Origin of the sequence: Polaromonas sp. (genome assembly GCF_049790275.1) — a bacterium.
GTDB lineage: Bacteria > Pseudomonadota > Gammaproteobacteria > Burkholderiales > Burkholderiaceae_C > Polaromonas.
Genome location: NZ_JBAQYR010000170.1, coordinates 1 through 20,169, shown reverse-complemented (window position 1 = coordinate 20,169; position 20,169 = coordinate 1). Strand labels below are relative to the sequence as shown.

Below are 20,169 nucleotides of genomic sequence, written 5' to 3'. Positions count from 1 at the left end.
CCGCAGGCGCAGCGCCCCCTCGGGGGGCAGAGAGCGACACGCAGTGCGCGAACTTGGGGGCAGTATGATTCACCATGAGTTTTTTTGCCGTTTTGTTCGCCCTGATCATTGAACAGGCCCGGCCGCTGGCGCGCGGCAACCCGATCCATGCCACCTTGCGCCGCTGGGCGCGCTGGGCCATTCGCAGCCTGGATGCGGGCAAACCGCAGCATGGCTGGGTGGCATGGACTGTCGCCGTTGTGGTACCGGCGCTCATCACACTGGGAGTGCACTGGCTGCTCTGGAGCGTGAACGGCGTACTGGCCTTTCTGTGGAGTGTGGCCGTGCTTTACATCACACTCGGTTTTCGCCAGTTCAGCCACTATTTCACCGACATACGCGATGCGCTGGACGATGGCGACGAAGCGACGGCGCGCGAACTGCTGGCGCAGTGGCGCCAGGTTGATGCCAGCGAGCTGCCGCGCAGCGAAGTCGTTCGGCATGTGATCGAGTATTCGGTGCTGGCCGCGCACCGCCATGTGTTCGGCGTGCTGGCCTGGTTCTCTGTGCTGGCTGCGCTGGGCCTGGGGCCCGCCGGAGCGGTGTTGTACCGCATGGCCGAGTTTGTGTCCCGTTACTGGACCTACAAGAGAAAAGTAGTTGGCGAAGGCGCAAGCCCGGCATTGCAGCAGGCGGCTGTCCGAGCCTGGGCGGTGATCGACTATGTGCCGGCGCGCCTGACCTCGCTCGGTTTCGCGGTCGTCGGTAGCTTTGAGGATGCGATTGACGGCTGGCGCAACTACATGCAGCGCTCTCCGGTGGAGTCAGAAAACCGCAACGATGGCGTAATCCTCGCTGCGACCTCGGGGGCGGTCAACGTGCGTCTGGGCGGGGAGGTGCTGAAGGCTGCGGCTGCGTTTGCGCCCGATGCTTCCCAGGGCTTTCAGGCCAATGGCGACGATGCAGACGGTCCGGCGGCCACGGAAAGTACACCGGGGCGCGAACCCGAGGTGGCACATCTGCGCAGCATCGTGGGCCTGGTCTGGCGCTCCGTGGTGCTCTGGATGGTGTTGCTGGCCCTGTTGACGCTGGCGCGTCTGCTGGGTTGATGGAGCAGACACCTGCCCATGTCTGACGCGCCCTCGTTCTGGAGCCCGGCCCTGAAGGGGCTGGTACCTTACACACCGGGCGAGCAGCCGGCCATCGAGGGCCTGGTCAAGCTCAACACCAACGAAAATCCCTATCCGCCTTCGCCCCGGGTTGTCGCTGCCATCACCGCCGCGGCGCAAGACGGCTTGCAGTTGTACCCTGACCCGCAGGCCGTGGTTTTCAGGCAGGCGGTGGCAAGCTGGCACGGCCTGGATGCCGGCCAGGTGTTTGCAGGCAACGGGTCCGACGAAGTACTGGCGTATGCGTTTTTCGCCTTCTTCCGCCAGGACCGGCCCATCCTGATGCCTGACATCAGCTATAGCTTTTACAAGGTGTATTGCGCGCTTTATGGCATTGCTGCCGAGCTTGTTCCGCTGGACGCGGAAATGCGCATCGACGTGGCACAGTACGAGGCGCCTTGCGGCGGCGTGGTGATCGCCAATCCGAACGCACCTACCGGCACTGGCTTGCCGCTGGCAGACATTGAGAAATTGCTGCAGCAGCAAAGCCGCAGGGTGGTGCTGGTGGACGAAGCCTATGTGGACTTTGGCGGCGAAAGCGCCATCGGCCTGATCCAGCGTTACCCCAATCTGCTGGTGGTGCAGACCCTGTCCAAGTCGCGTTCACTGGCCGGGTTGCGTGTGGGATTTGCGGCCGGCCAGCGGCACCTGATCGAGGCGCTGGAGCTCGTGAAGGACAGCTTCAACTCCTATCCATTGGACCGCCTGGCGATGGCAGGCGCCGCGGCGGCCTACGGCGACAAGGCCTATTTCGAGGCAACGTGTGCGGCAGTGATCGCGAGCCGCGAGTTGCTGGCAAGCCAGTTGCAGGACCTCGGTTTTGAAGTTTTTCCTTCACAGGCGAACTTCCTGATGGTCAGGCATCCCGGCCATGACGCTGCAACGTTGGCAGCAGCCCTGCGCGAAAAGCGCGTCCTGGTGCGCCATTTCAGCTTGCCGCGCATCGAGCAGCATCTGCGTATCAGCATAGGCACCCCCGAGCAGTGTGCCGCACTGGTGGCCGCCTGCCATGCGCTGGTCCGGCGCTGACCCCTGTTCAGTAGCGCGGCGACTGCGACAGCTCGGCAAACAATTCGCTATATAAACGATAGCGGCTTGCGCTTATTCCACCTGGACCATTGGCCGATTTGACTTCGGAAATCACGCCGCAGCCGGGCTCATGCAGGTGCGTGCAGTTGTAGAACTTGCAATCCTGCGCATGGGCCTTGAGATCCGGCATATAGCTGGCCAGTCGCATGGGGTCGATATGGTGCAGGCCAAACTCCTGGAAGCCCGGCGAGTCGATCAGTGCGCTGGTGCGCTCCGCGTCTATCCAGTAGAGCGTGGTGCTGGTGGTCGTGTGTTTGCCGGAGTTTAGCGCCTGCGATATTTCGGCCGTTAGCACCTGCGCGTTCGGAACCAGCAGGTTGGTCAGGCTGCTCTTGCCGGCACCCGAAGGACCCAGCACCAGGGTTTTTTTGCCGCGCAGCAGCTCCTGCAACTGGGCCGTCTGGGACTCATTGGCAGCAGCGCTGGCGGCTTTCGGTTTGATCGCCAGCGGCAGCACCTGGTAGCCCATGGCCCGGTAAGGCGCCAGTTTGGTCCAGGCGCGACCAAAGGGTTCAGCCAGGTCGCTTTTGTTCAGCGCGATGATGGGTGTGATGCGTTCGGCTTCCGCAGCGATCAATGCGCGGGTCAGCTGGCTTTCAGAAAATTCGGGTTCGGCGGCAATCAGGATCAGCACCTGGTCGAGGTTGGCCGCAAAGGACTTGGTGCGCATCTCGTCCTGCCGGTAAAACAGGTTGCTGCGTTCCTCGACTTTTTCAACCGTGCCTTCGTCCTGTGAGGGCAGCCACTGGACGCGGTCGCCGACGACAGCCTGGCCCTTCTTGCCGCGCGGGTGGCAGATGATGCGCTCGCCGCCGGGTGTTTCCACCAGGCAATGCCGGCCAAAACCGGCAACCACCAGGCCGGGCAATGTCCCGGCGGAAGAAACAGTGGTCAAGCCAGCAGCGCGTCGACCTTCGACGCACAGAAGAAGTCGCTGACCGAAATTCCGTTCACATCGTGCGTGTTGAAGCGCACCGTGCATTTACCGTAGCTCAGCGCCAGGTCGGGGTGATGGTCTTCCGCATTGGCTATGAAGGCCACGGCATTGACGAAACCCATCGTTTCGTGAAAATTTTTGAAGCTGAAGGTTTTCTCCAGCGAGCCGTCGATCAGCCGCCAGCCCTGGGCCTGTTCCCCGTTGAGCTGGCTCAGCTGGGTGACGATCTCGGTGGCGCTCAGCGCGCGGCGGTTCTGGTGGATGGGGTTCATGTGGCGGTTCCGGTGGGCGCACCCATGCGGGCCAGCCGCTCGGAGGCCGGCGGGTGCGAATAGTAAAACTTCACGAACACCGGGTCGGGCGTGAGCGTGCTGGCATTGTCCTGATAAAGCTTGAGCAGGGCGCTTTGCAGGTCCTTGCCGTCAGTCTGCGCAATCGCATAGGCGTCGGCTTCGAACTCGTGCTTGCGCGACAGCTGGGCAAACAGGGGCGAGATGAAAAAGCTGAAAAGCGGCACCACCAGCAGGAACAGCAGCAGGGCCAGCGCATCGTTGCTACCCGTCATATTCGGTCGCACGCCCAGGCCGGTATAAAACCAGGCCTGGGTGGCCAGCCAGCCTAGCATCGCAAAGCTGAGTAGCGATAGTAAAAAACTGTAGAGCATGCTTTTGAGGATATGGCGGTGTTTGAAATGGCCTAGCTCATGCGCTAGCACGGCTTCCATTTCCGAAGAACTCAGCTTAGCCAGCAGAGTGTCAAAAAAAACTACGCGCTTGCTCACACCAAAGCCGGTAAAGAAAGCGTTGGAATGGGCGCTGCGTTTACTTCCATCCATCACGAACAAACCTTTGGCCGAGAAACCGCAGCGTTTCATTAGATCTGTGATCTTCTCTTTCAGCGACTCATCTTGTAAGGGTGTAAATTTATTAAAGATCGGCATGATGAAACTAGGTGCAATCCACATGACAAACAGCTGATAGCCTACGATGGCTAACCAAGCGTAAAGCCACCACAAGTTCCCCGTGCTGCCCATAAGCCAGAGCACCAGAGCCACAATCGGCAGACCGAGCAGAATGCCAACGAGTGTTGCCTTTACGAGGTCCGTTAGCCACAGCTTGAACGTCATCTTGTTGAAGCCAAAGCGCTCCTCGATACGGAAGGTGCTGTAAAGCGTGAAGGGCAAATCCAGCAGCCCGCTGATCAGGCCAAAGGCGGCCAGCAGCGCCAGCTGCGGCACCAGGCTGCCATACGCGGCCAGGCCTGAATTTCCCAGCGCCTGGTTCAGCGCATCGATGCCGCCCAGAAGTGTCCAGCCCACTAGCACAGCCGCGCCGAAAGCCAGTTCCAGCAGGCCGAAGCGGGCCTTGGTGATGGTGTAGTCGGCAGCTTTCTGGTGCGAGGCCAGCGAAATGATGCCGGCGAAAGCAGCAGGCACCTGGTCACGGTGCCGTGCCACATGGCGGATCTGCCGCGACGCCAAGTAGAACTTCGTGAGCAGCCCCAGCACCAGGGCGGCCGAGAACAGCAGGGTAAGGACGAGCGAATAGTCAGCCATGGGAGAAGTTTAGGCGATCAGCGAGAATCGCTGCATGCTTGCCCCTGAACCCCTACTGAAAAAAACCGATCTCAACCTGGCCTGGATAGATTGCGAAATGACCGGCCTGGACCCGGAAAAAGAGCGCCTGATCGAGATCGCCGTGATCGTCACCGGGCCTGAACTGACGCCGCGCATTGAAGGCCCGGTGCTGGTGATCCATCAATCCGATGAACTGCTGGGTCAGATGGACAACTGGAACAAGGGAACGCACGGGCGCAGCGGGCTGATCGACAAGGTCAAGGCCAGTACGCTGACGGAGGCGGACGCCGAGAAACAGCTGCTGGCCTTTCTGGCGCAGTACCTGCCCAAGGGCACCTCGCCCATGTGCGGCAACACCATCAGTCAGGACAGGCGCTTCCTGGTCAAGTACATGCCCAAACTCGAGGCATTTTTCCACTACCGCAATGTCGATGTCAGCACCTTCAAGGAGCTGGCCAAGCGCTGGCGGCCCGAGGTTTACAGCGCTTTCAAGAAGCAGCAAAGCCACACGGCGCTGGCTGATGTGAATGAATCCATCGACGAGCTGGAACATTACCGCACGCATTTCCTGAAGTGATTTTTACCTGTAGCCCTTGGTACACGGGCGCTGCCAGCTATTGAAAAGAGAGCGATTGGCGGCCTTTGGCAACCGGCCCGGGCAGGTTTGAGGGTCTTTCCTGTATACGGGACTGGTACAAACCCGTAAGCCATGGCATAATCATGGGCTTGATGGATGCACAGGGGTGCACCGCATTTGTACATCTACCTCACACTTTTGGGCTCTACCTAGCAGAGCCATCGCTTCAGGCACCGGTTTTTCCGGAAGTCGCCCGAACCGAAATATTCGTTTGATGGTTGATGTTTTATTAACCATGAACGAAGCCCTGCTGCTACGCGGCGGGTGATAGTTTCTTGCTCGCATGCCCACACCACAAGCGTGGCAGCGCGGACAAGTGTTTAGTGAGAAAAACATGACTGACTCTTTTGAGGCTCGCGGCGACTTTTTGGCCGAAGCAAACACCGATACCACCATGGCTGCGGATTTTTCCGAGGCACCTGTTGCAGAAACTTCCCTGGACGCCATCGCAGCGGAGCCCAACGGCTTCGTGAAACTGGGCCTGGCCAAGGAACTGCTGCAAGCTGTTGCCGACATGGGCTTCACCCAGCCCACCGCCGTGCAGATGGCCACCATCCCGAAAGCCATGCAGGCGCTGGATGCTGACGTCAAAGCCGACCCCAAGGCCAAATTCACCGACCTGCTGGTTTCCAGCCAGACCGGCAGCGGCAAGACCGCCGCTTTCCTGCTGCCCGTGCTGCACACCCTGCTCAAGCAGCAGGAAGAAGCCGAGCGCAACGAACGCGCTGAATTCGAACGCCTGAGCGCCGAAGCGGTTGCTCGCGGCGAGCCGCCGCTGAAAAAACCAAAGCGCAAGGACCCGACCAATGCGCGCAACTTCAAGGCCGCCACACCCGGCGCCCTGATTTTGTGCCCAACACGCGAACTGGCCCAGCAAGTTTGTGCCGACGCGATCGACCTGGTGCGCCATTGCCGCGGCTTGCGTATCGCCAACGTTGTTGGCGGCATTCCTTACCAGCTGCAAATTGCCAAACTGCAAAACGCCGACCTCGTGGTGGCCACGCCCGGCCGTTTGCTGGACCTGCAGCGCAGCATGCAGATCAAGCTCGACCAGGTGCAATTCCTCGTGGTCGACGAAGCCGACCGCATGCTGGACCTCGGCTTTGCCGACGACCTGACCGAAGTCAACCAGCTCACCATCGAGCGCAAGCAGACCATGATGTTCAGCGCCACCTTTGCGCCGCGCATCATGCAACTGGCCACGCGCGTGATGCGCCAGCCGCAGCGTGTCGAGATCGACTCGCCACACGAAAAACATGCGTCCATCACGCAGTCGCTGCTGTGGGCCGACAACATGACCCACAAGCGCAAGCTGCTGGACCACTGGCTGCGCGACACCACCATCAACCAGGCCATCGTGTTTGCCTGCACGCAGGTGGAATGTGACGGCCTGGCCAATGATCTGGTGCAGGAAGGCTTCAGCGCCGTGGCGCTGCATGGCGCCTTGGGCCAGGGCTTGCGCAACCGCCGCCTGATGGCTTTCCGCGACGGCCGCGTGCAGATCCTGGTGGCGACCGATGTGGCCGCCCGCGGTCTGGACGTTCCGACCATAACCCACGTGATCAACTACGGCCTGCCGATGAAAGCCGAAGACTATGTGCACCGCATCGGCCGCACCGGCCGTGCCGGCCGCGAAGGCCAGGCGATCACGATTGCCGAGTTCCGCGATCGTCGCAAGATTCAGGACATCGAGCACTACACCCAGCAAAACCTCAAGCCCAGCGTGATTGCCGGCCTGGAGCCGCAGCAACGCTTTGCACCTACCTCGGATCGCCCACGCGGCAATTTCGGCGGTGACCGCGGCGGCCGCAGCTTCGGCGGCGGTGGCGGCGGCCGTTTCGGCAACGACCGTGCGCCTTCTGGCGGTTTCGGTGGTGGTGGCGGCGGCGGTGGTTATGCCGGCAAGAAACCTGCTTTTGGCGCCGATCGCGGCGCTGACCGTGGTGGTTTTGGTGGCAACCGTGACGACCGCGGCGCGCCTTTCCAGGGCCGTCCTGCACCTCAAGGCAATAATTACGCGGACCGTTCTGGTTTCAATGATCGCAACGCGCGTCGTCCGGATGACCGTGGCTTCGGCAACAACAACGGTGGTTTTGCCCAGCGCGACGACCGTGGTGGCGAGCGCAGCTTCGGCGGCCGTTCGGAAGGTTTTGCAGCAGCGCCGCGCGGCGACTTTGCCGACCGCAAGCCCGCTTTTGCCAAACCGGCAGGCAAGGTGTTTGTTCCCCGTGACGCCCAGAAGCGTCCGGCACGTCCCGCACGCTGATTTGCTTCCTTCATGAAAAAGGCCCGCGTTGCGGGCCTTTTTTTATGGCCGCGCGGGACGGCCACGGACTCAACTCATGCCGTTGCGGCTGGCCAGTTCGACGAACAGCCCCGAGTGGTCAAGATCGCCGAGCCCATGTTCTGCGCCCTCGGCATACAGCTGCTCGAACAGCGCGGTGATCGGCGCTTCAAACCCGATCTCCTCTGCCGTGGCCAGTGCATTGCGCATGTCCTTAAGCTGGATGGCCAGCCTGGCGCGGGTGATGAAATCCCTGTCCACCATGCGCTGGCCATGTACCTGGAGGATGCGGCTGTCGGCAAATCCACCGGTGATGGCCTCCCTGACCTTGGCCATGTCGGCACCTCCCTTGGCTGCAAACAGCAGGGCCTCGGCCACGGCGCCTATCGTGATGCCGACAATCATCTGGTTGGCCAGCTTGGTGAGCTGGCCGGCACCGTGCGAGCCCACGTGGGTGGCGCGTCCGAAGACCTCAAACACAGGCAGGGCACGTTCAAAATCCGCCGGCTTGCCGCCCGCCATGATCACCAGGGTGCCGTTTTCGGCGCCACCCGTGCCGCCGGACACCGGCGCATCGAGATGCGCGATGGCCATGGCCCCCAAGCGTGCAGCATGGTCGCGTGCCTCGCGAGGCTTGATGGAAGCCATGTCGATGAACAGTGCACCCGGTTTCATCGCGCCGGCGACATCCTGCGCAAACAGCACCTCTTCCACCACGCTGCCGTTTTCCAGCATGCCGACCACGATGTCGGCCCCGGCCACTGCCGTGCCGGCTTGCGCATGAACGGTGGCACCGAAGGCTGACAGGGGTGCAGCCTTGCCCGGTGTGCGGTTCCACACCTGCGGCGCATGGCCCGCCTCGCCCAGGCGCCTGGCCATGGGAAGCCCCATGCTGCCGATGCCCAGGAATGCGATGCGGAGGTCGTGTGTGTTGCTGCTTGTGCTCATAGGTTGCCAGTGGAGGGTGCTTCCACCATCATGGGGCACACGGAAAAAAGAAGGCTGTCAGGCAGCTTTCTTCATGGCCGGCGAAAACATGCTTTCCATCTCGCTGCGTACCTTGTACGCGGGCGTGGACATGTCCATCGCCACGTCGGCCCAGCTCAGGCTTTGCCCCTTTTTCACGGCACGCACGACCTTGACGTTGTGCGCCAGGCCCAGAGGCAGGCCACCCGTCTTTACCGAAGTATCGGCCGGCAGCAGTTTGCCCCAGACGGTGTAGCCGCCTTCGCCGTCAAGCAGGTCGCCGGGTTTCAGATCGCGCTTGGCGGTAGCCACGACGTCGGCGTTCCAGCAGGAGGCCACACCGGTGGGTTCGCCGCGCAGCGCCACGCTGGCCACCGACACGCCGACCTCCAGGCCAATCAAATGCCAGCGTTTGTACAGCGTGAAGTAGCGCCCGCTTGGGTCGGTGTGCGCGTTGTACTCTTCAAAGCAATTCTTGATGTAGTCGGTCTCGGCCTCTACCGTGACCCAGACGCCCATGCGGATGTCGTAGGGAATCTTGCGTCCATTGGCTTCCAGGGAAGAGATGACTTCGACCATGCCCTTGCGCTCGAGCACGCCGCCTTCGCTGATGGGTCGCGTGACGTAGGGAATGTCTTCCACGCTGGCCGGCGGATACAACAGGCCGTTGCTGGGCACGGTCAGACCGGTCGCATTGGCCACGGCGGTGGACTCGATCGAGGGTTTGGAGCCGTCGAGGAAGCTGTTGAACATTTTCGGGTTGAGGCCGCCGCGTTCGGCCTGTTCGGGTGTGAGGCCGTAGTTTCCCCAGACAGTTTCGGGCGTGGATTCGCAAAAATGCGGCAGCCATTTGTGGCCGCGGCCGGCCGCCACCACCGGAAAGCCGCAGGTGCGCGCCCAGTCCACCAGGTCGCAGATCAGGGCCGGCTGGTCGCCGAAGGCCAGTGAATACACCACACCGGCTTCAGCGGCCTTGCGGGCGAGCAGCGGGCCGCAGAATGCGTCGGCTTCGACCGTGACATTGACCACGTGTTTGCCGTGCGCAAAAGCCAGCAGGCAGTGCTCGACCGCGGCGACCGGGTTGCCGGTGCACTCCACGATGATGTCGATCTGCGGATGGGTGATCACCGCGTTCCAGTCGTCGGTGATCCAGGTTGCTCCTGTTTTGATAGCTGTTTGCGCCGATTCTGCCTGGGCTAATGCCGGATTCCATCCTACACGGGCGAGGTTGGAGTGGGCTGCGGCGGGCGACAGGTCGGCAATCGCTATCAGGTGCACACCGGGCGTGCGTGGAATCTGCGCCAGGTACATGGAGCCGAACTTTCCGGCGCCTATCAGGCCTATCCGGACAGGATTGCCGTCTGCGGCGCGTTGCTGGAGTTTGGTGTGAAGATTCATGATGCTTTGGTTTCCAGGGATGGGTGAACTGGATGAGCTACCGGCTTTTCATGCATTGGTCGTAGAAGGCCTTTTCATCCTGGATAAAAGTGTTTCTTTCATCCGCGTCCGGGAGTGATTCGTAAAAGTAGCGGGTGTTGTCAGATCTGACCAGGCGCTTGTTCGACATTCGATAGGTATCCGCCGGCGCCCAGTTGATACTGGGCAGCTCCGCTGACCGTTCGCCGTCGCGCAGGCTGACGCCCCAGCTTTTTTGAATCCTTGCGCTGCCATTCGGCGAAACCGAACCCATGACATACCCCCCGAAAGAGCCGGCGTCACTCGCCCTCTTGCTCTCCCAGTGGCCACACAGGCGACCCTTGAAGGCGTAAAGCGTGATGGAATCAGTCTCAATCTCCTTCTCCTTCTCCTTGCAGTCGGCATTCAGGTTTCGGCGCAGGTCACATTCCATCTCAATCCACGACCAGGTGCCTTCAAGGCCACGGGGCTCCGGCAGCGATTTCGGCAAAGGGGGGAAGGCCGGCCGGTATTCTTCGCCGTCGTCCTTCAGCTCTTTGCTTGAGCGCTCAAATTCCGTCTTGAGCCGGATACAGTTTTCCGAGCGCCGTCCCTCGTAAGTTGCGAACCATTCGTCGGCAGGGGTATAGAGGCGTATCTGCACTCCGCCGCGCTTCAATACTGCCGTTCTGACTTTCGCTTGCCCCAGCGATGCGTGGCGTAAACCGGACTGCTCCAGCGATGCGATCATGTTGGCAATAGCTTCTTTCCCAAAAGTGCCTGCGATTTGTTGGATATGGCTCTCTGCACGGGTGGTTTTTAACGGAACAAGATTTACATAGCCGGCGCACCCTGTCGAGAAGCAAGTGTTTCCTGGCTTTCCTCCATTGGGGCAATACAAATACTCGCTGTGAAATGGAAGATCGATGCGGTCTGCCAACTGGATTGAACCGTTGGTTAGCCCTTCCAGAAATTGGTTCACGGTTTCGGGCGCCGCTTTGGCGCATGGCGCCGCCGCTGATGCGCTCTGACCGATAACTCCCATGAAAACTGCGAGTACAGCGGCGAAGGTCCACCCCATTGAATGCCTCGACATGATTGCTTGGCGTCGCACTTTGTCAAGCCGCCTTGCGGTCAGGCGCAATTTCTTCAATTGAGGTTTGCAACGCTGTGGCCGGCACACCATCTTTCCACGGTAGGCCCACCGGGTAGTCCTTCAGCAGGCAATCGTCCGGCAGGCATTCGATGGGCGTGAAGTCGCGGTGCGCGATGTACTCGGGGCGCTTGTGGCGGCGGATGTGGTTGCTGACCGCGCACAGGCTCAAGTAGACACTGACGCGGTTGAAGGGCGACAGGTTGCTGCCCGAGGCGTGGACCAGGCAGGAGTGGAACAGGATCATGGAGCCGGCCGGACCCTTGGGGCTGACAATGCCGCCTTGTTTGCCGCCGGCGCGTTGCACCAGCTGGCGGATCAAATCGTTGTCCACCGTCCACAGCGGGTAGCTGGTGGTGGTCAGGTCGTGTTTGGCATCGACCACGCCTTTCTTGTGGCTGCCGGGAATGAACATCAGCGGGCCGTTGTGTTCGGTCACGTCGTCGAGAAAAATCGCCACGTTCATCGCGCGCTCGGTCGGCATCATGTCGTCGTTGAGCCAGGTACCGTAGTCCTGGTGCCACTGCCAGACGTCGCCTTCGAAAGCCATCTTGCCGTTGATCTTGAACTGGTGCATGTAGAGCTTCTCGCCCAGCAGGTCTTCCACCGGCTTGATCATGCGTGGATGGCGCCCCAGTTTTGCAAAAGGCTTGCTGTACATGTGCGCGGCAAAATTGGTGCGCACGGCGTCTTTGCCTTTTTCGCGCACGTTGTAATCTTCGCGCCGGCTGTACAGCTCGGGTACGGCGTCGTTGAGCGTCTGTGTTTCTTCCGGCGTGAACAGGCTGGGGAAAAACAGGTAGCCATCGCGGTCGAATTGGGCGAGCTGTTCGGGTGTCAGGTGCATGTGTGTTTCCTTGGGGTGTCAGGCGGGCAGGGCGGTGGGCGGAGGGGTGGGCTGGAGCGCAGTACTCAGCAGGCCCGAGAGATTGCGGCTGGCATCTTCAACATGCCGGCGAATCAGGCCTTCTGCCGTGGCTTCGTCGCCGCGGGCCATGGCATCGGCAATGGCTTCATGTTCGTCCCAGATCGATTCGCGCATGGTCGATGCCTGCAGCACGGCGCCCATGGCGCGGCGGATATGGTGCCAGTGCAGCTGCGCGCTCTGGGCGATCAGGGGGTTGCCCGAGGCCGCGTAGATCGCGCCATGAAAGCGGGCGTCGGCCGCGATCATGGCCTTGATGTCGTTGCTGCGTGCAGCAGTGCGGCCCTGGCTGATCAAGGCCGGATCAATCCGGAAGTGGGCCCGGGCCGCCAGGCCGGCTGCCAGCGCATCGAGTGCGCTACGCACCTGGTAAATCTGCGTGAGCCAGCCCACATCCAGCGGGGCGACCAGCACGCCACGGCCCGGCGCGTCGAGCACAAAGCCGTCCTTTTTCAGCAAGCGCAGGGCCTGCAGCACCGGCTGGCGCGACACAGCCAGCTGTTCGGCAATGTCCTCCTGCATGATTCGCGCGCCAGGCGCCAGCGAACCTTCGCTGATGGCATCCAGCAGGCTGCGGTAGACCTGATCCACCAGATCAGGGGTGGATTCGATTTTGATGAGTTGAGAGGACATGATTTTAACTCTGTATACAGAATACGATGATTCAACCTCAAGATTCAGCGGGTTTACCCGGATCTCCCTCGCAAGCCGGAGGCTGTGCCAAGATGGCGGCATTTCACTCTCATTGTTCAGGAATGCCCATGATTCGCCTCGACCCCGCCTGGCTGGACCGCATGTACAACAACCGCGCACTGGTGCCAGAGCACGCGCTGCATTTCAGCCGCTGGGCGCAAGACTCGGCGCATGCGCGCAGCAGCGGGCCGAACACGCTGGACATCGCCTATGGCGAGAGCCCCGGGGAAAAGCTCGACGTGTTTCCGGCAGCAAAACCCCAAGCTGGCGGCGCGCCGGTTCTGGTGTTCATTCATGGGGGTTACTGGCGCTCGCTCGACAAGGCTGAACACTCGTTTGTGGCGCCCGCATTCAACGCGGCTGGCGCTTGCGTGGTCGTTCCCAACTACGACCTGTGCCCGGCAGTGACCATTCCAGACATCACGCTGCAGATGGTGAAGGCCCTGGCCTGGGTTTACCGCAACGCAGGGCGTTTTGGCGGTGACCCGAAGCGCATCACGGTCGTGGGCCATTCGGCCGGCGGCCACCTGGCGGCCATGCTGCTGGCCTGCCTGTGGCCTGCTTACGCGAAGGAGTTGCCGAAGGACCTCGTCAAAAACGCGCTCTCGATTTCAGGCCTGTATGAGCTGGAGTCCATCATGTACACGCCCTTCCTGAAAGACTCGCTGCGTTTGACGCCGGCGCAGATAGTTCAAGCCAGTCCGGCCTGGTTGCCGGCGCCGAAAAATGGCGTGCTCTACACCGTGGCGGGTGCCGACGAAAGCGGCGAATTCCTGCGGCACAACGCGCTGATCGAGCAGGCTTGGGGCAAACAGGTGGTGCCGGTGCGCGAGGCGCTGCTTGGCAGGAACCACTTCAGTGTGCTGGAGGCGCTGGTGGACACGGACCACCGTCTGCACCGGCTGGCGCTGGAGTTGCTCTCGGCAACCCGCTAGATTTCGACGTCGTATTCCAGTTCCACCTCGGAGGCCGGCAGGCCGCCGCGGATGGCCCAGTTCTCACGCGGCGTTTCCCGCAGCAGCACCTTCAGGTGGTCTGCAGGAATGCCGCACAGGCCGAGGTTTTGGACGATGGCCTGGTAGAGCGCGCGCTTGGTTCCGATGGAGCGTCCGACAAAACAGTCCATCGTGACCAGGGTATAACGGTCGCCTTTGTCGGGCGGTCCGGTGAAGCGGTGCGGCTCATGGACAAAAAGCCGGATGGAGGTCGTCCAGTCCGGAACCTTCAACGCTGCCGTCATCGCGGCCTGCAGGGCTGCAATCAGAGCGGTTTCTTCTTCGGGCGAATATTTTCGGCGTATTTCAATGGCTGCGGTAGGCACGGATTTTCGTTTTCATGAAGGAGCGACGACTGTACTCTGCCCACCGGGCGACAGCTTAGAACTTGCCCGTAAATAATTGGAGGTCGCGTTGGGGCGCAATCGGGATGAGTTGCCTGCCAACATTCCGCAGCATGGGCTGAATGCCCATGCAAGGGATTTGGTGGGCAAATCGCCCGATTTCGCTCCAACCCGAAGGGCAAACGGATTTTCGGGCGGTCTGCGGCGTTGCAAAATCAGGCAAGGCCACCAGCCTTGCCTTGGATTTTGCGCCTTGCATCCCATCCCGAAAATCCATTTGCGCGACCCCCAATTATTTACGGACAAGTTCTTATTACATCAGCAGATGTTCGCCGGCGTTGTCTCCGCCCAGGATGACGTAGTTGACCTTGCGGATGTCCATCAGCCGGGTGCCGCCGGAATAACTGATGGCACTCTGCACGTCTTCTTCCATTTCACGCAGCGTGTCCTTCAGGCTGCCCTTGACGGGCTCCAGGATGCGTTTGCCCTCGACATGTTTGTACTCGCCCTTGTTGAAGTCCGAGGCGCTGCCGTAGTACTCCTTGAACAGCCGCCCGTCGACTTCCACGGTTTTGCCCGGGCTCTCCTCCAGGCCCGCCAGCATGGAGCCGATCATCACCATGGTTGCGCCGAAGCGGATGGACTTGGCAATGTCACCGTGTTCGCGGATACCGCCGTCGGCAATGATGGGTTTGGTGGCCACCCGCGCACACCACTTGAGCGCCGAGAGTTGCCAGCCGCCGGTGCCGAAGCCGGTTTTCATCTTGGTGATGCAGACCTTGCCCGGGCCGATGCCGACCTTGGTGGCGTCGGCGCCCCAGTTTTCCAGGTCGATGATGGCTTCGGGTGTGCCCACGTTGCCGGCAATCACAAAAGATGCGGGCAGCTTTTGCTTGAGGTAGGCGATCATGCGCTGCACTGTGTCGGCGTGACCGTGGGCGATGTCGATGGTGATGTAGTCGGGCACCAGCCCTTCGGCCACCAGCTGGTCCACCGTGTCGTAGTCGGCCTTCTTGACGCCCAGCGAAATGGATGCATACACGCCTTCGGCGGCCATGCGCCTGACAAAAGCCAGGTTGTCCAGGTCGAAGCGGTGCATGACATAGAAATAGCCGTTTTTCGCCATCCAGACGCAGATCGATTCATCGATTACCGTCTTCATGTTGGCGGGCACCACGGGGATGCGAAAGTGGCGGCCGCCCAGCGTGACGCCGGCGTCGCATTCGGAGCGGCTTTCCACACGGCATTTGCGCGGCAGCAGCAGGATATTGTCGTAGTCGAAAATTTCCATGAATCCCAAGCCTTTAAAAACTGTTGAAGAACAGAAGGCACTTGGACTGGACCGGCTTGTCCCGCGGCGGGCGCAGAAACAAAAAACCGGGCGCAATTGCTTGGGCCCGGTGACTGATTCTATGCGCTTGTCCCGGTGCGCACGAGACCCCTGTGCATATACCCGCTATATGCGAATGTGGATGCCTGTCATTTCCCGGTGCAGCGGGATTGTGCTGCAGCCACCACGCGCCCCTGGGTATCCTCCACCCAGCCAATCACCTGGGCTCTGTCGGTTTTCATGCCTGCAGGAATGTCCATGGAACGGGATTCGATGAAACGCAGGCGCTCTTTATTTGATAGCTGCTTGCGCCCGTCCCAACTGGGCTGGATGAGGTTTCGAACCAGATTCCGGGGCACAGGCGAGCCTTCGGTGCCCGACGGAAGGGCTTCCACCAGCGCGAGCCAGGCTGTCCAGGTCTGGGCAGCGCCAGGTGCGGGCGCCTGAAATTCTATCGAGGCGCCCATGTAGCCGGAAACCGGCAGGCCACGTGCAACGCGCAGGCTGCCGGTTCGCCCCTGCACCTGGGTTTTGCGGTTCAGGCTGGCGGGAGGCGGCGTGATGCCCAGCGCTTCCAGGCGTTTGAGCGCGTCACGGGTGGCCACCACCGAGAGCGGGGCGTTGTCTCCCTGGCCACCGGGCAGCACCCAGTCCAGTATCAGCGTACCGCGGCCGGCACCCGGGGTGGCCGGGTCGGTCCAGCAATCGGCGCAGTCGGCGTTGATGAATCGTTCAAGCAGAACCGCCGGCCGGCTTTGGCCATCGCTGGAGCAGGACGACTGCGCACGCGCGGCGTCGATAAAACCGAGGCTCGCCACCAAAAAGCAGGCGGCCAGCCATACGGTGCGCGGGTAGCCCAAACCTGTAGCCATGAAACCTCCAAAGCCGCCTATGTTCGCAGAAGCTGCAGGCGGACGGGACTTTACGGGTTTCCCACCCGCAGCCACAGTGCGCCGCCCAGCATGAGCAGGCCTATCCAGCCGGTGGTGAAGCCCATGAGCAAGGCCGTGCGCCGGCCCGAACGTGTCAGTTCGAGGAATGAGGTCTTCATGCCGAGCGCCGCCACACCGACGGTGAGGCAGGCTTGCGAAGCCTGGCCCAGACTCGCTTGCAATGGCCCTGGCAACCAGCCCAGCGAATGCCAGGCCGCCATCGCCAGAAAAAGCAGCACAAAGCCGGGTATCAAAGGCGGGCGACGGCTGGCTGCAGGTAACGCGGCACTGCCGGGCGGGCGAAAGGCCAGCGCCACACCCGTGACGACCACTGCCAGCAGGCTGACCCTGAGCAGTTTGACGACGGATGCCGCGTCTCCGGCTTCATTTCCCAGCGCATAACCGGCCACCACGACCTGGGCCACATCATGAATGCTGCCGCCAATGAACAGGCCGGCGAGTGCGGGCGGCAGGTGCAAAAAGGTGGCGATCAGCGGGTAAGCCAGCATCGCCACCGTGGACAGCAGGGTGGCCAGCACCACCACGGACAGCGTCTCGCGTTCCCGCGTTGCGTCCTGCGGCAGCACGGCGGCAATCGCCATGGCGGCGGAAGCGCCGCAAATCGCAGTTGCGCCGCCGGCCAGTACACCCAGGGTGCCGGGCAGGCGCAGGTGCCGCGCCATCGCCACCCCTGCCAGCAGGGTGGTCGCCGCGCCGAGGATGGTGATGACGACGGTGGGCCAACCCAGTGCGGCAATCTGGCTCAGGGTGATGCGTGCGCCGAGCAGGCCCACCCCCAGGCGCAAGAGGGTGCTGGCGCAAAAACGCACGCCAGGCGCCGTGCGGACTTCCGCGTGCAGGTAGTGCAGGGTTGTGCCGAAGAGCAGCGCATAAAGCATGGGTGTGCCGCCATGCAGGCTCGCCACGAAGCTTGCCGCCAGCGCAATCAGTCCACACAGGCCTGCACCCGGCAGCGCCAGGCCCCAGCTTTGCCAGGGTGGCATGCGCATGTAGCGCAGCATCATCGAGCGCATGCGGACGGCGCTTTACTTGTCGACAAAGGCGCGTTCGATGACGTAGTGGCCCGGGTGGCTCATGTTGCCCTCGGCCAGCCCCAGCTTGTCCAGCAGCGTCCGCGTGTCCTTGAGCATGGCCGGGCTGCCGCACAGCATGAAGCGGTCCCGGGCTGGGTCCAGCGCCGCCAGCCCTGCTTCCCGGCACAGCTGGCCGGTTTCCAGCAGCGTGGGAATGCGCCCCTGGTGCCGAAAGGCTTCGCGTGTGACGGTGGGGTAGTAGACCAGCTGCCGCGTGACCTGCTCGCCAAACCATTCGTTGCGCGGCATCTCGGTCATGATCAGTCCAGCGTAGGCCAGCTCGGCCACCTGGCGGCAGCCGTGCACCAGCACGACTTTTTCGAACCGCCCGTAAACCTCCGGATCGCGCACCATGCTCATGAAGGGCGCCAGCCCGGTGCCGGTGCCCAGCAGGTATAGCGTGCGGCCGGGAAGGAGGTTCTGTGTCAGCAGCGTGCCCGATGCCTTGCGGCCGACCAGCACGGTGTCGCCGGGCTGGATGTGCTGCAGCCGGGAGGTCAGGGGACCATCGGCCACCTTGATGCTGAGAAATTCAAGCGTTTCTTCGTAGTGGGGGCTCACCATGCTGTAGGCGCGCATCAGCGGGCGTCCGTCAACGTTCAGCCCGATCATGGTGAACTGCCCGCTCTGGTAGCGAAAGCCCGGGTCCCGGGTGCATGTGAAGGAAAACAGCCGGTCCGTCCAGTGGTGCACCGTCAGGACCTTGGCTTCGAAGAAATTGCTCATGCAGGGCCTCCCAATGAAAGTTCGTGCAGATAGGACCAGGGATAGATGCCCCGGTCGTGGCCGTCGCTGAACGCCAGGTTCAGCCCTTTGTCGCCCACGGGCTCGATCGTCACCAGGCGTAGCGCCGGGTCGGCCTGGGTGGGCAATGTGCCGCTTCGCCGCAGTTGCTCGCAGCCGCCGCAACGGCATTGCAGGCGCAGCCAGCTGTGCGGGAGGTGGCCAACATGGCCGTCCGGCCAGGCGATTTCCAGCACCCCGCTCTGGCGGTGGTCGGTGATGTCGGAGGGGTAAACGTTGTTCATGGTGGTGGAGTTGCCGGAGCTGCGGTGCCCGATGGGCCGCGTCCGGGTTCAGATCAGTTCGCCAACGCCCCCGGCATCGACATCGACTGCGAAACCTTCCAGGCCGCCGCTGTCGAGTTCGTTGCCCATGGCGGCCAGGCTTTCCTCGCGGATCAGGTTGCGCAGCTTGTGCAGCACCTGCGTGAAGGCCACCGATGACATCATCTCGGCGGTTCGCGGGCGCGGCAACGGAATTTCGATCTCCGCCTTGATGCGTCCAGGACGGGCCGTCATCACATACACGCGGTCCGAAAGGAAGATGGCTTCCTCTATGTCGTGCGTGATGAACAGCACCGACAGGCGCATGCGCTGCCACATGTTGGTGAGAATCTGCTGCATCACCACACGGGTCTGCGAATCGAGTGCGCCGAAAGGCTCATCCATCAGCATCACCTGCGGGCTGGTGGCCAGCGCACGCACGATGCCCACGCGTTGCTTCATGCCGCCGGAGAGCTGATCGGGGTAGTGATTCTCGAAGGCCAGCAAACCTGCCAGGCCGAGCAGGGTGCGTGCTGTGGTTTCGCGCTTGTTCGGTGCAACGTTTTGCATCTTCAGGCCGAACTCGACGTTCCGCCGCACCGACATCCACGGAAACAGCGAGTACTGCTGGAATACCACGCCGCGGTCGGAGCCAGGGCCGGTGATCTTCTGGCCGTCGAGCAGCGCTTCGCCCTGTATGGCCTGACTGAAACCGGCCACGACGTTGAGCAGGGTGGATTTTCCGCAGCCCGAAGGCCCGATGATCGAGACGAATTCGCCCGGCGCCACATGCAGCGAAACATCGTTGATCGCGTAAATACGCTGCTGCGCGCTGCCAAAAACCATGCTGAGGTTGCGCACCTCGATATGGCCGCTGCTGTGGGTGGGGTTCATGTACGACCTCCGAGCTTCGAAAATTCAAGCCAGGGCATGAGGAGTTTGCCCGCGGTGCGGATGATCCAGCTGCACAGCAGGCCGAGCACGCCGATGGTGATCATCCCGAGCACGATGTCGGCGTAGGCGATCAGCGAATAGGCTTCCCAGGTGAAGTAGCCAATACCGAACTGGCCCGAGATCATTTCGGCCGCAATCAGCGACACCCATGCCACACCCATGCCCACGGCCAGGCCGGTGAAAATCTGCGGCGCCGCGCCCGGCAACACCACGTGCCACATGATTTGCCGCTCACGGGCACCCAGGCACTGGCCGGCGCGCAGCAGCACAGAGTCCACCGCCTGCACGCCGCTCACCGTGTTGAGCAGGATGGGGAAAAAGGCGCCGATGAAGGTGATGAAGACGATACTCACTTCGTTGTCGGGCCACAGCATGATGGAAATCGGCACCCACGCGATGGCCGGAATGGGCCGCAGTGCCTCCATGGCGGGAAACAGCAGCTCATGCATCCGGCGGTAACGCCCGATCACCAGGCCGATGGCCACACCGAGCACGCCAGCCAGTGCAAAGCCGATGAAGATGCGGCGCAAGCTCATGCCCACGTTGGTGATGAATTTACCGTTGCTGCCTGCCTGCACGACCGACTGCCACACCTCGGCCGGGGTGGGGATGTTGGCGAAGCGGATGTAGAAGTCGATCCTGTAAGTCGTGACGAGATGCCAGAACAACAC

21 protein-coding genes are annotated in these 20,169 nt (G+C 61.9%); 5 read left to right on the top strand and 16 right to left on the bottom strand.

The genetic code is table 11. From position 1 onward, the window contains the following. The first annotated feature begins 74 nt into the window (after window positions 1-74). Together WA904_RS21815 and hisC are read left to right on the top strand one after the other, a co-directional pair. A complete protein-coding gene (locus WA904_RS21815; protein ID WP_425199221.1) occupies window positions 75-1,088 on the top strand; it encodes a CobD/CbiB family protein in 1,014 nt (337 codons plus the stop codon). 18 nt (window positions 1,089-1,106) lie between these two features. Continuing rightward, on the top strand, window positions 1,107-2,177 hold the full coding sequence (hisC, locus tag WA904_RS21810) for a histidinol-phosphate transaminase (RefSeq protein ID WP_425199220.1): 1,071 nt from the start codon (window positions 1,107-1,109) through the stop codon (window positions 2,175-2,177). Between the two features lie 7 nt (window positions 2,178-2,184). Here the strand turns inward: hisC and rsgA are convergent, their stop codons facing one another. The 3 genes from rsgA to WA904_RS21795 are packed head-to-tail and all read right to left on the bottom strand — an operon-like array spanning window position 2,185 to window position 4,729. Then, window positions 2,185-3,132 (bottom strand): ribosome small subunit-dependent GTPase A, encoded by a 948-nt coding sequence (gene rsgA, locus WA904_RS21805; protein WP_425199219.1) that lies wholly within the window; start codon window positions 3,130-3,132, stop codon window positions 2,185-2,187. Beyond that, entirely contained in the window at window positions 3,129-3,446 is a 318-nt protein-coding gene (locus WA904_RS21800) for a 4a-hydroxytetrahydrobiopterin dehydratase (RefSeq protein ID WP_425199218.1), read from the bottom strand. Before WA904_RS21800 ends, rsgA begins: the two co-directional genes overlap by 4 nt. Further along, entirely contained in the window at window positions 3,443-4,729 is a 1,287-nt protein-coding gene (locus WA904_RS21795) for a M48 family metallopeptidase (RefSeq protein WP_425199217.1), read from the bottom strand. Before WA904_RS21795 ends, WA904_RS21800 begins: the two co-directional genes overlap by 4 nt. Window positions 4,730-4,763: 34 nt before the next feature. On the opposite strand from WA904_RS21795, the gene orn reads away from it, so the two are divergent. Then, window positions 4,764-5,327 (top strand): oligoribonuclease, encoded by a 564-nt coding sequence (gene orn, locus WA904_RS21790; protein WP_425199216.1) that lies wholly within the window; start codon window positions 4,764-4,766, stop codon window positions 5,325-5,327. Between the two features lie 394 nt (window positions 5,328-5,721). Beyond that, entirely contained in the window at window positions 5,722-7,653 is a 1,932-nt protein-coding gene (locus WA904_RS21785) for a DEAD/DEAH box helicase (RefSeq protein WP_425199215.1), read from the top strand. Between the two features lie 69 nt (window positions 7,654-7,722). On the opposite strand, the gene WA904_RS21780 is transcribed toward WA904_RS21785, so the two are convergent. The 5 genes from WA904_RS21780 to WA904_RS21760 are packed head-to-tail and all read right to left on the bottom strand — an operon-like array spanning window position 7,723 to window position 12,743. Continuing rightward, window positions 7,723-8,619, bottom strand: coding sequence for an NAD(P)-dependent oxidoreductase (locus tag WA904_RS21780; RefSeq protein ID WP_425199214.1), 897 nt, complete (start codon window positions 8,617-8,619; stop codon window positions 7,723-7,725). Between the two features lie 57 nt (window positions 8,620-8,676). Further along, window positions 8,677-10,035, bottom strand: a complete 1,359-nt coding sequence (locus WA904_RS21775) for an NAD(P)H-dependent oxidoreductase (RefSeq protein WP_425199213.1) — start codon at window positions 10,033-10,035, stop codon at window positions 8,677-8,679. 37 nt (window positions 10,036-10,072) lie between these two features. Then, on the bottom strand, window positions 10,073-11,113 hold the full coding sequence (locus tag WA904_RS21770; protein ID WP_425199212.1) for a hypothetical protein: 1,041 nt from the start codon (window positions 11,111-11,113) through the stop codon (window positions 10,073-10,075). Window positions 11,114-11,150: 37 nt separating this feature from the next. Continuing rightward, window positions 11,151-12,032 carry a phytanoyl-CoA dioxygenase family protein gene (locus tag WA904_RS21765; protein WP_425199211.1) on the bottom strand — a complete coding sequence of 294 codons (882 nt, stop codon included), beginning with the start codon at window positions 12,030-12,032 and terminating at the stop codon, window positions 11,151-11,153. 18 nt (window positions 12,033-12,050) lie between these two features. After that, complete coding sequence (locus WA904_RS21760; RefSeq protein WP_425199210.1) at window positions 12,051-12,743, bottom strand: GntR family transcriptional regulator; 693 nt, start codon at window positions 12,741-12,743, stop codon at window positions 12,051-12,053. A gap of 128 nt (window positions 12,744-12,871) precedes the next feature. Between WA904_RS21760 and WA904_RS21755 the strand changes: the two genes are divergently transcribed. After that, complete coding sequence (locus tag WA904_RS21755) at window positions 12,872-13,738, top strand: alpha/beta hydrolase (RefSeq protein WP_425199209.1); 867 nt, start codon at window positions 12,872-12,874, stop codon at window positions 13,736-13,738. On the opposite strand, the gene WA904_RS21750 is transcribed toward WA904_RS21755, so the two are convergent. From WA904_RS21750 to WA904_RS21715, 8 genes are all read right to left on the bottom strand, one after another. Continuing rightward, on the bottom strand, window positions 13,735-14,124 hold the full coding sequence (locus WA904_RS21750) for a tautomerase family protein (protein WP_425199208.1): 390 nt from the start codon (window positions 14,122-14,124) through the stop codon (window positions 13,735-13,737). The two genes, WA904_RS21755 and WA904_RS21750, sit on opposite strands and share 4 nt — an antisense overlap. Window positions 14,125-14,455: 331 nt before the next feature. Next, complete coding sequence (locus WA904_RS21745) at window positions 14,456-15,433, bottom strand: GMP reductase (RefSeq protein ID WP_425199207.1); 978 nt, start codon at window positions 15,431-15,433, stop codon at window positions 14,456-14,458. A gap of 188 nt (window positions 15,434-15,621) precedes the next feature. Beyond that, entirely contained in the window at window positions 15,622-16,344 is a 723-nt protein-coding gene (locus WA904_RS21740; RefSeq protein ID WP_425199206.1) for a hypothetical protein, read from the bottom strand. Between the two features lie 50 nt (window positions 16,345-16,394). Further along, window positions 16,395-17,438, bottom strand: a complete 1,044-nt coding sequence (locus WA904_RS21735) for a YeiH family protein (RefSeq protein ID WP_425199205.1) — start codon at window positions 17,436-17,438, stop codon at window positions 16,395-16,397. Between the two features lie 12 nt (window positions 17,439-17,450). Then, complete coding sequence (locus WA904_RS21730; protein WP_425199204.1) at window positions 17,451-18,224, bottom strand: ferredoxin--NADP reductase; 774 nt, start codon at window positions 18,222-18,224, stop codon at window positions 17,451-17,453. Then, a complete protein-coding gene (locus WA904_RS21725) occupies window positions 18,221-18,526 on the bottom strand; it encodes a DUF971 domain-containing protein (protein ID WP_425199203.1) in 306 nt (101 codons plus the stop codon). The genes WA904_RS21730 and WA904_RS21725 overlap by 4 nt, the downstream gene beginning before the upstream one ends. A 48-nt stretch (window positions 18,527-18,574) precedes the next feature. Continuing rightward, window positions 18,575-19,438 carry an ABC transporter ATP-binding protein gene (locus WA904_RS21720; protein ID WP_425199202.1) on the bottom strand — a complete coding sequence of 288 codons (864 nt, stop codon included), beginning with the start codon at window positions 19,436-19,438 and terminating at the stop codon, window positions 18,575-18,577. Then, window positions 19,435-20,169 (bottom strand): ABC transporter permease (locus WA904_RS21715; RefSeq protein ID WP_425199201.1); only part of this gene is annotated, 735 nt, incomplete at its 5' end. The genes WA904_RS21720 and WA904_RS21715, both read right to left, overlap by 4 nt.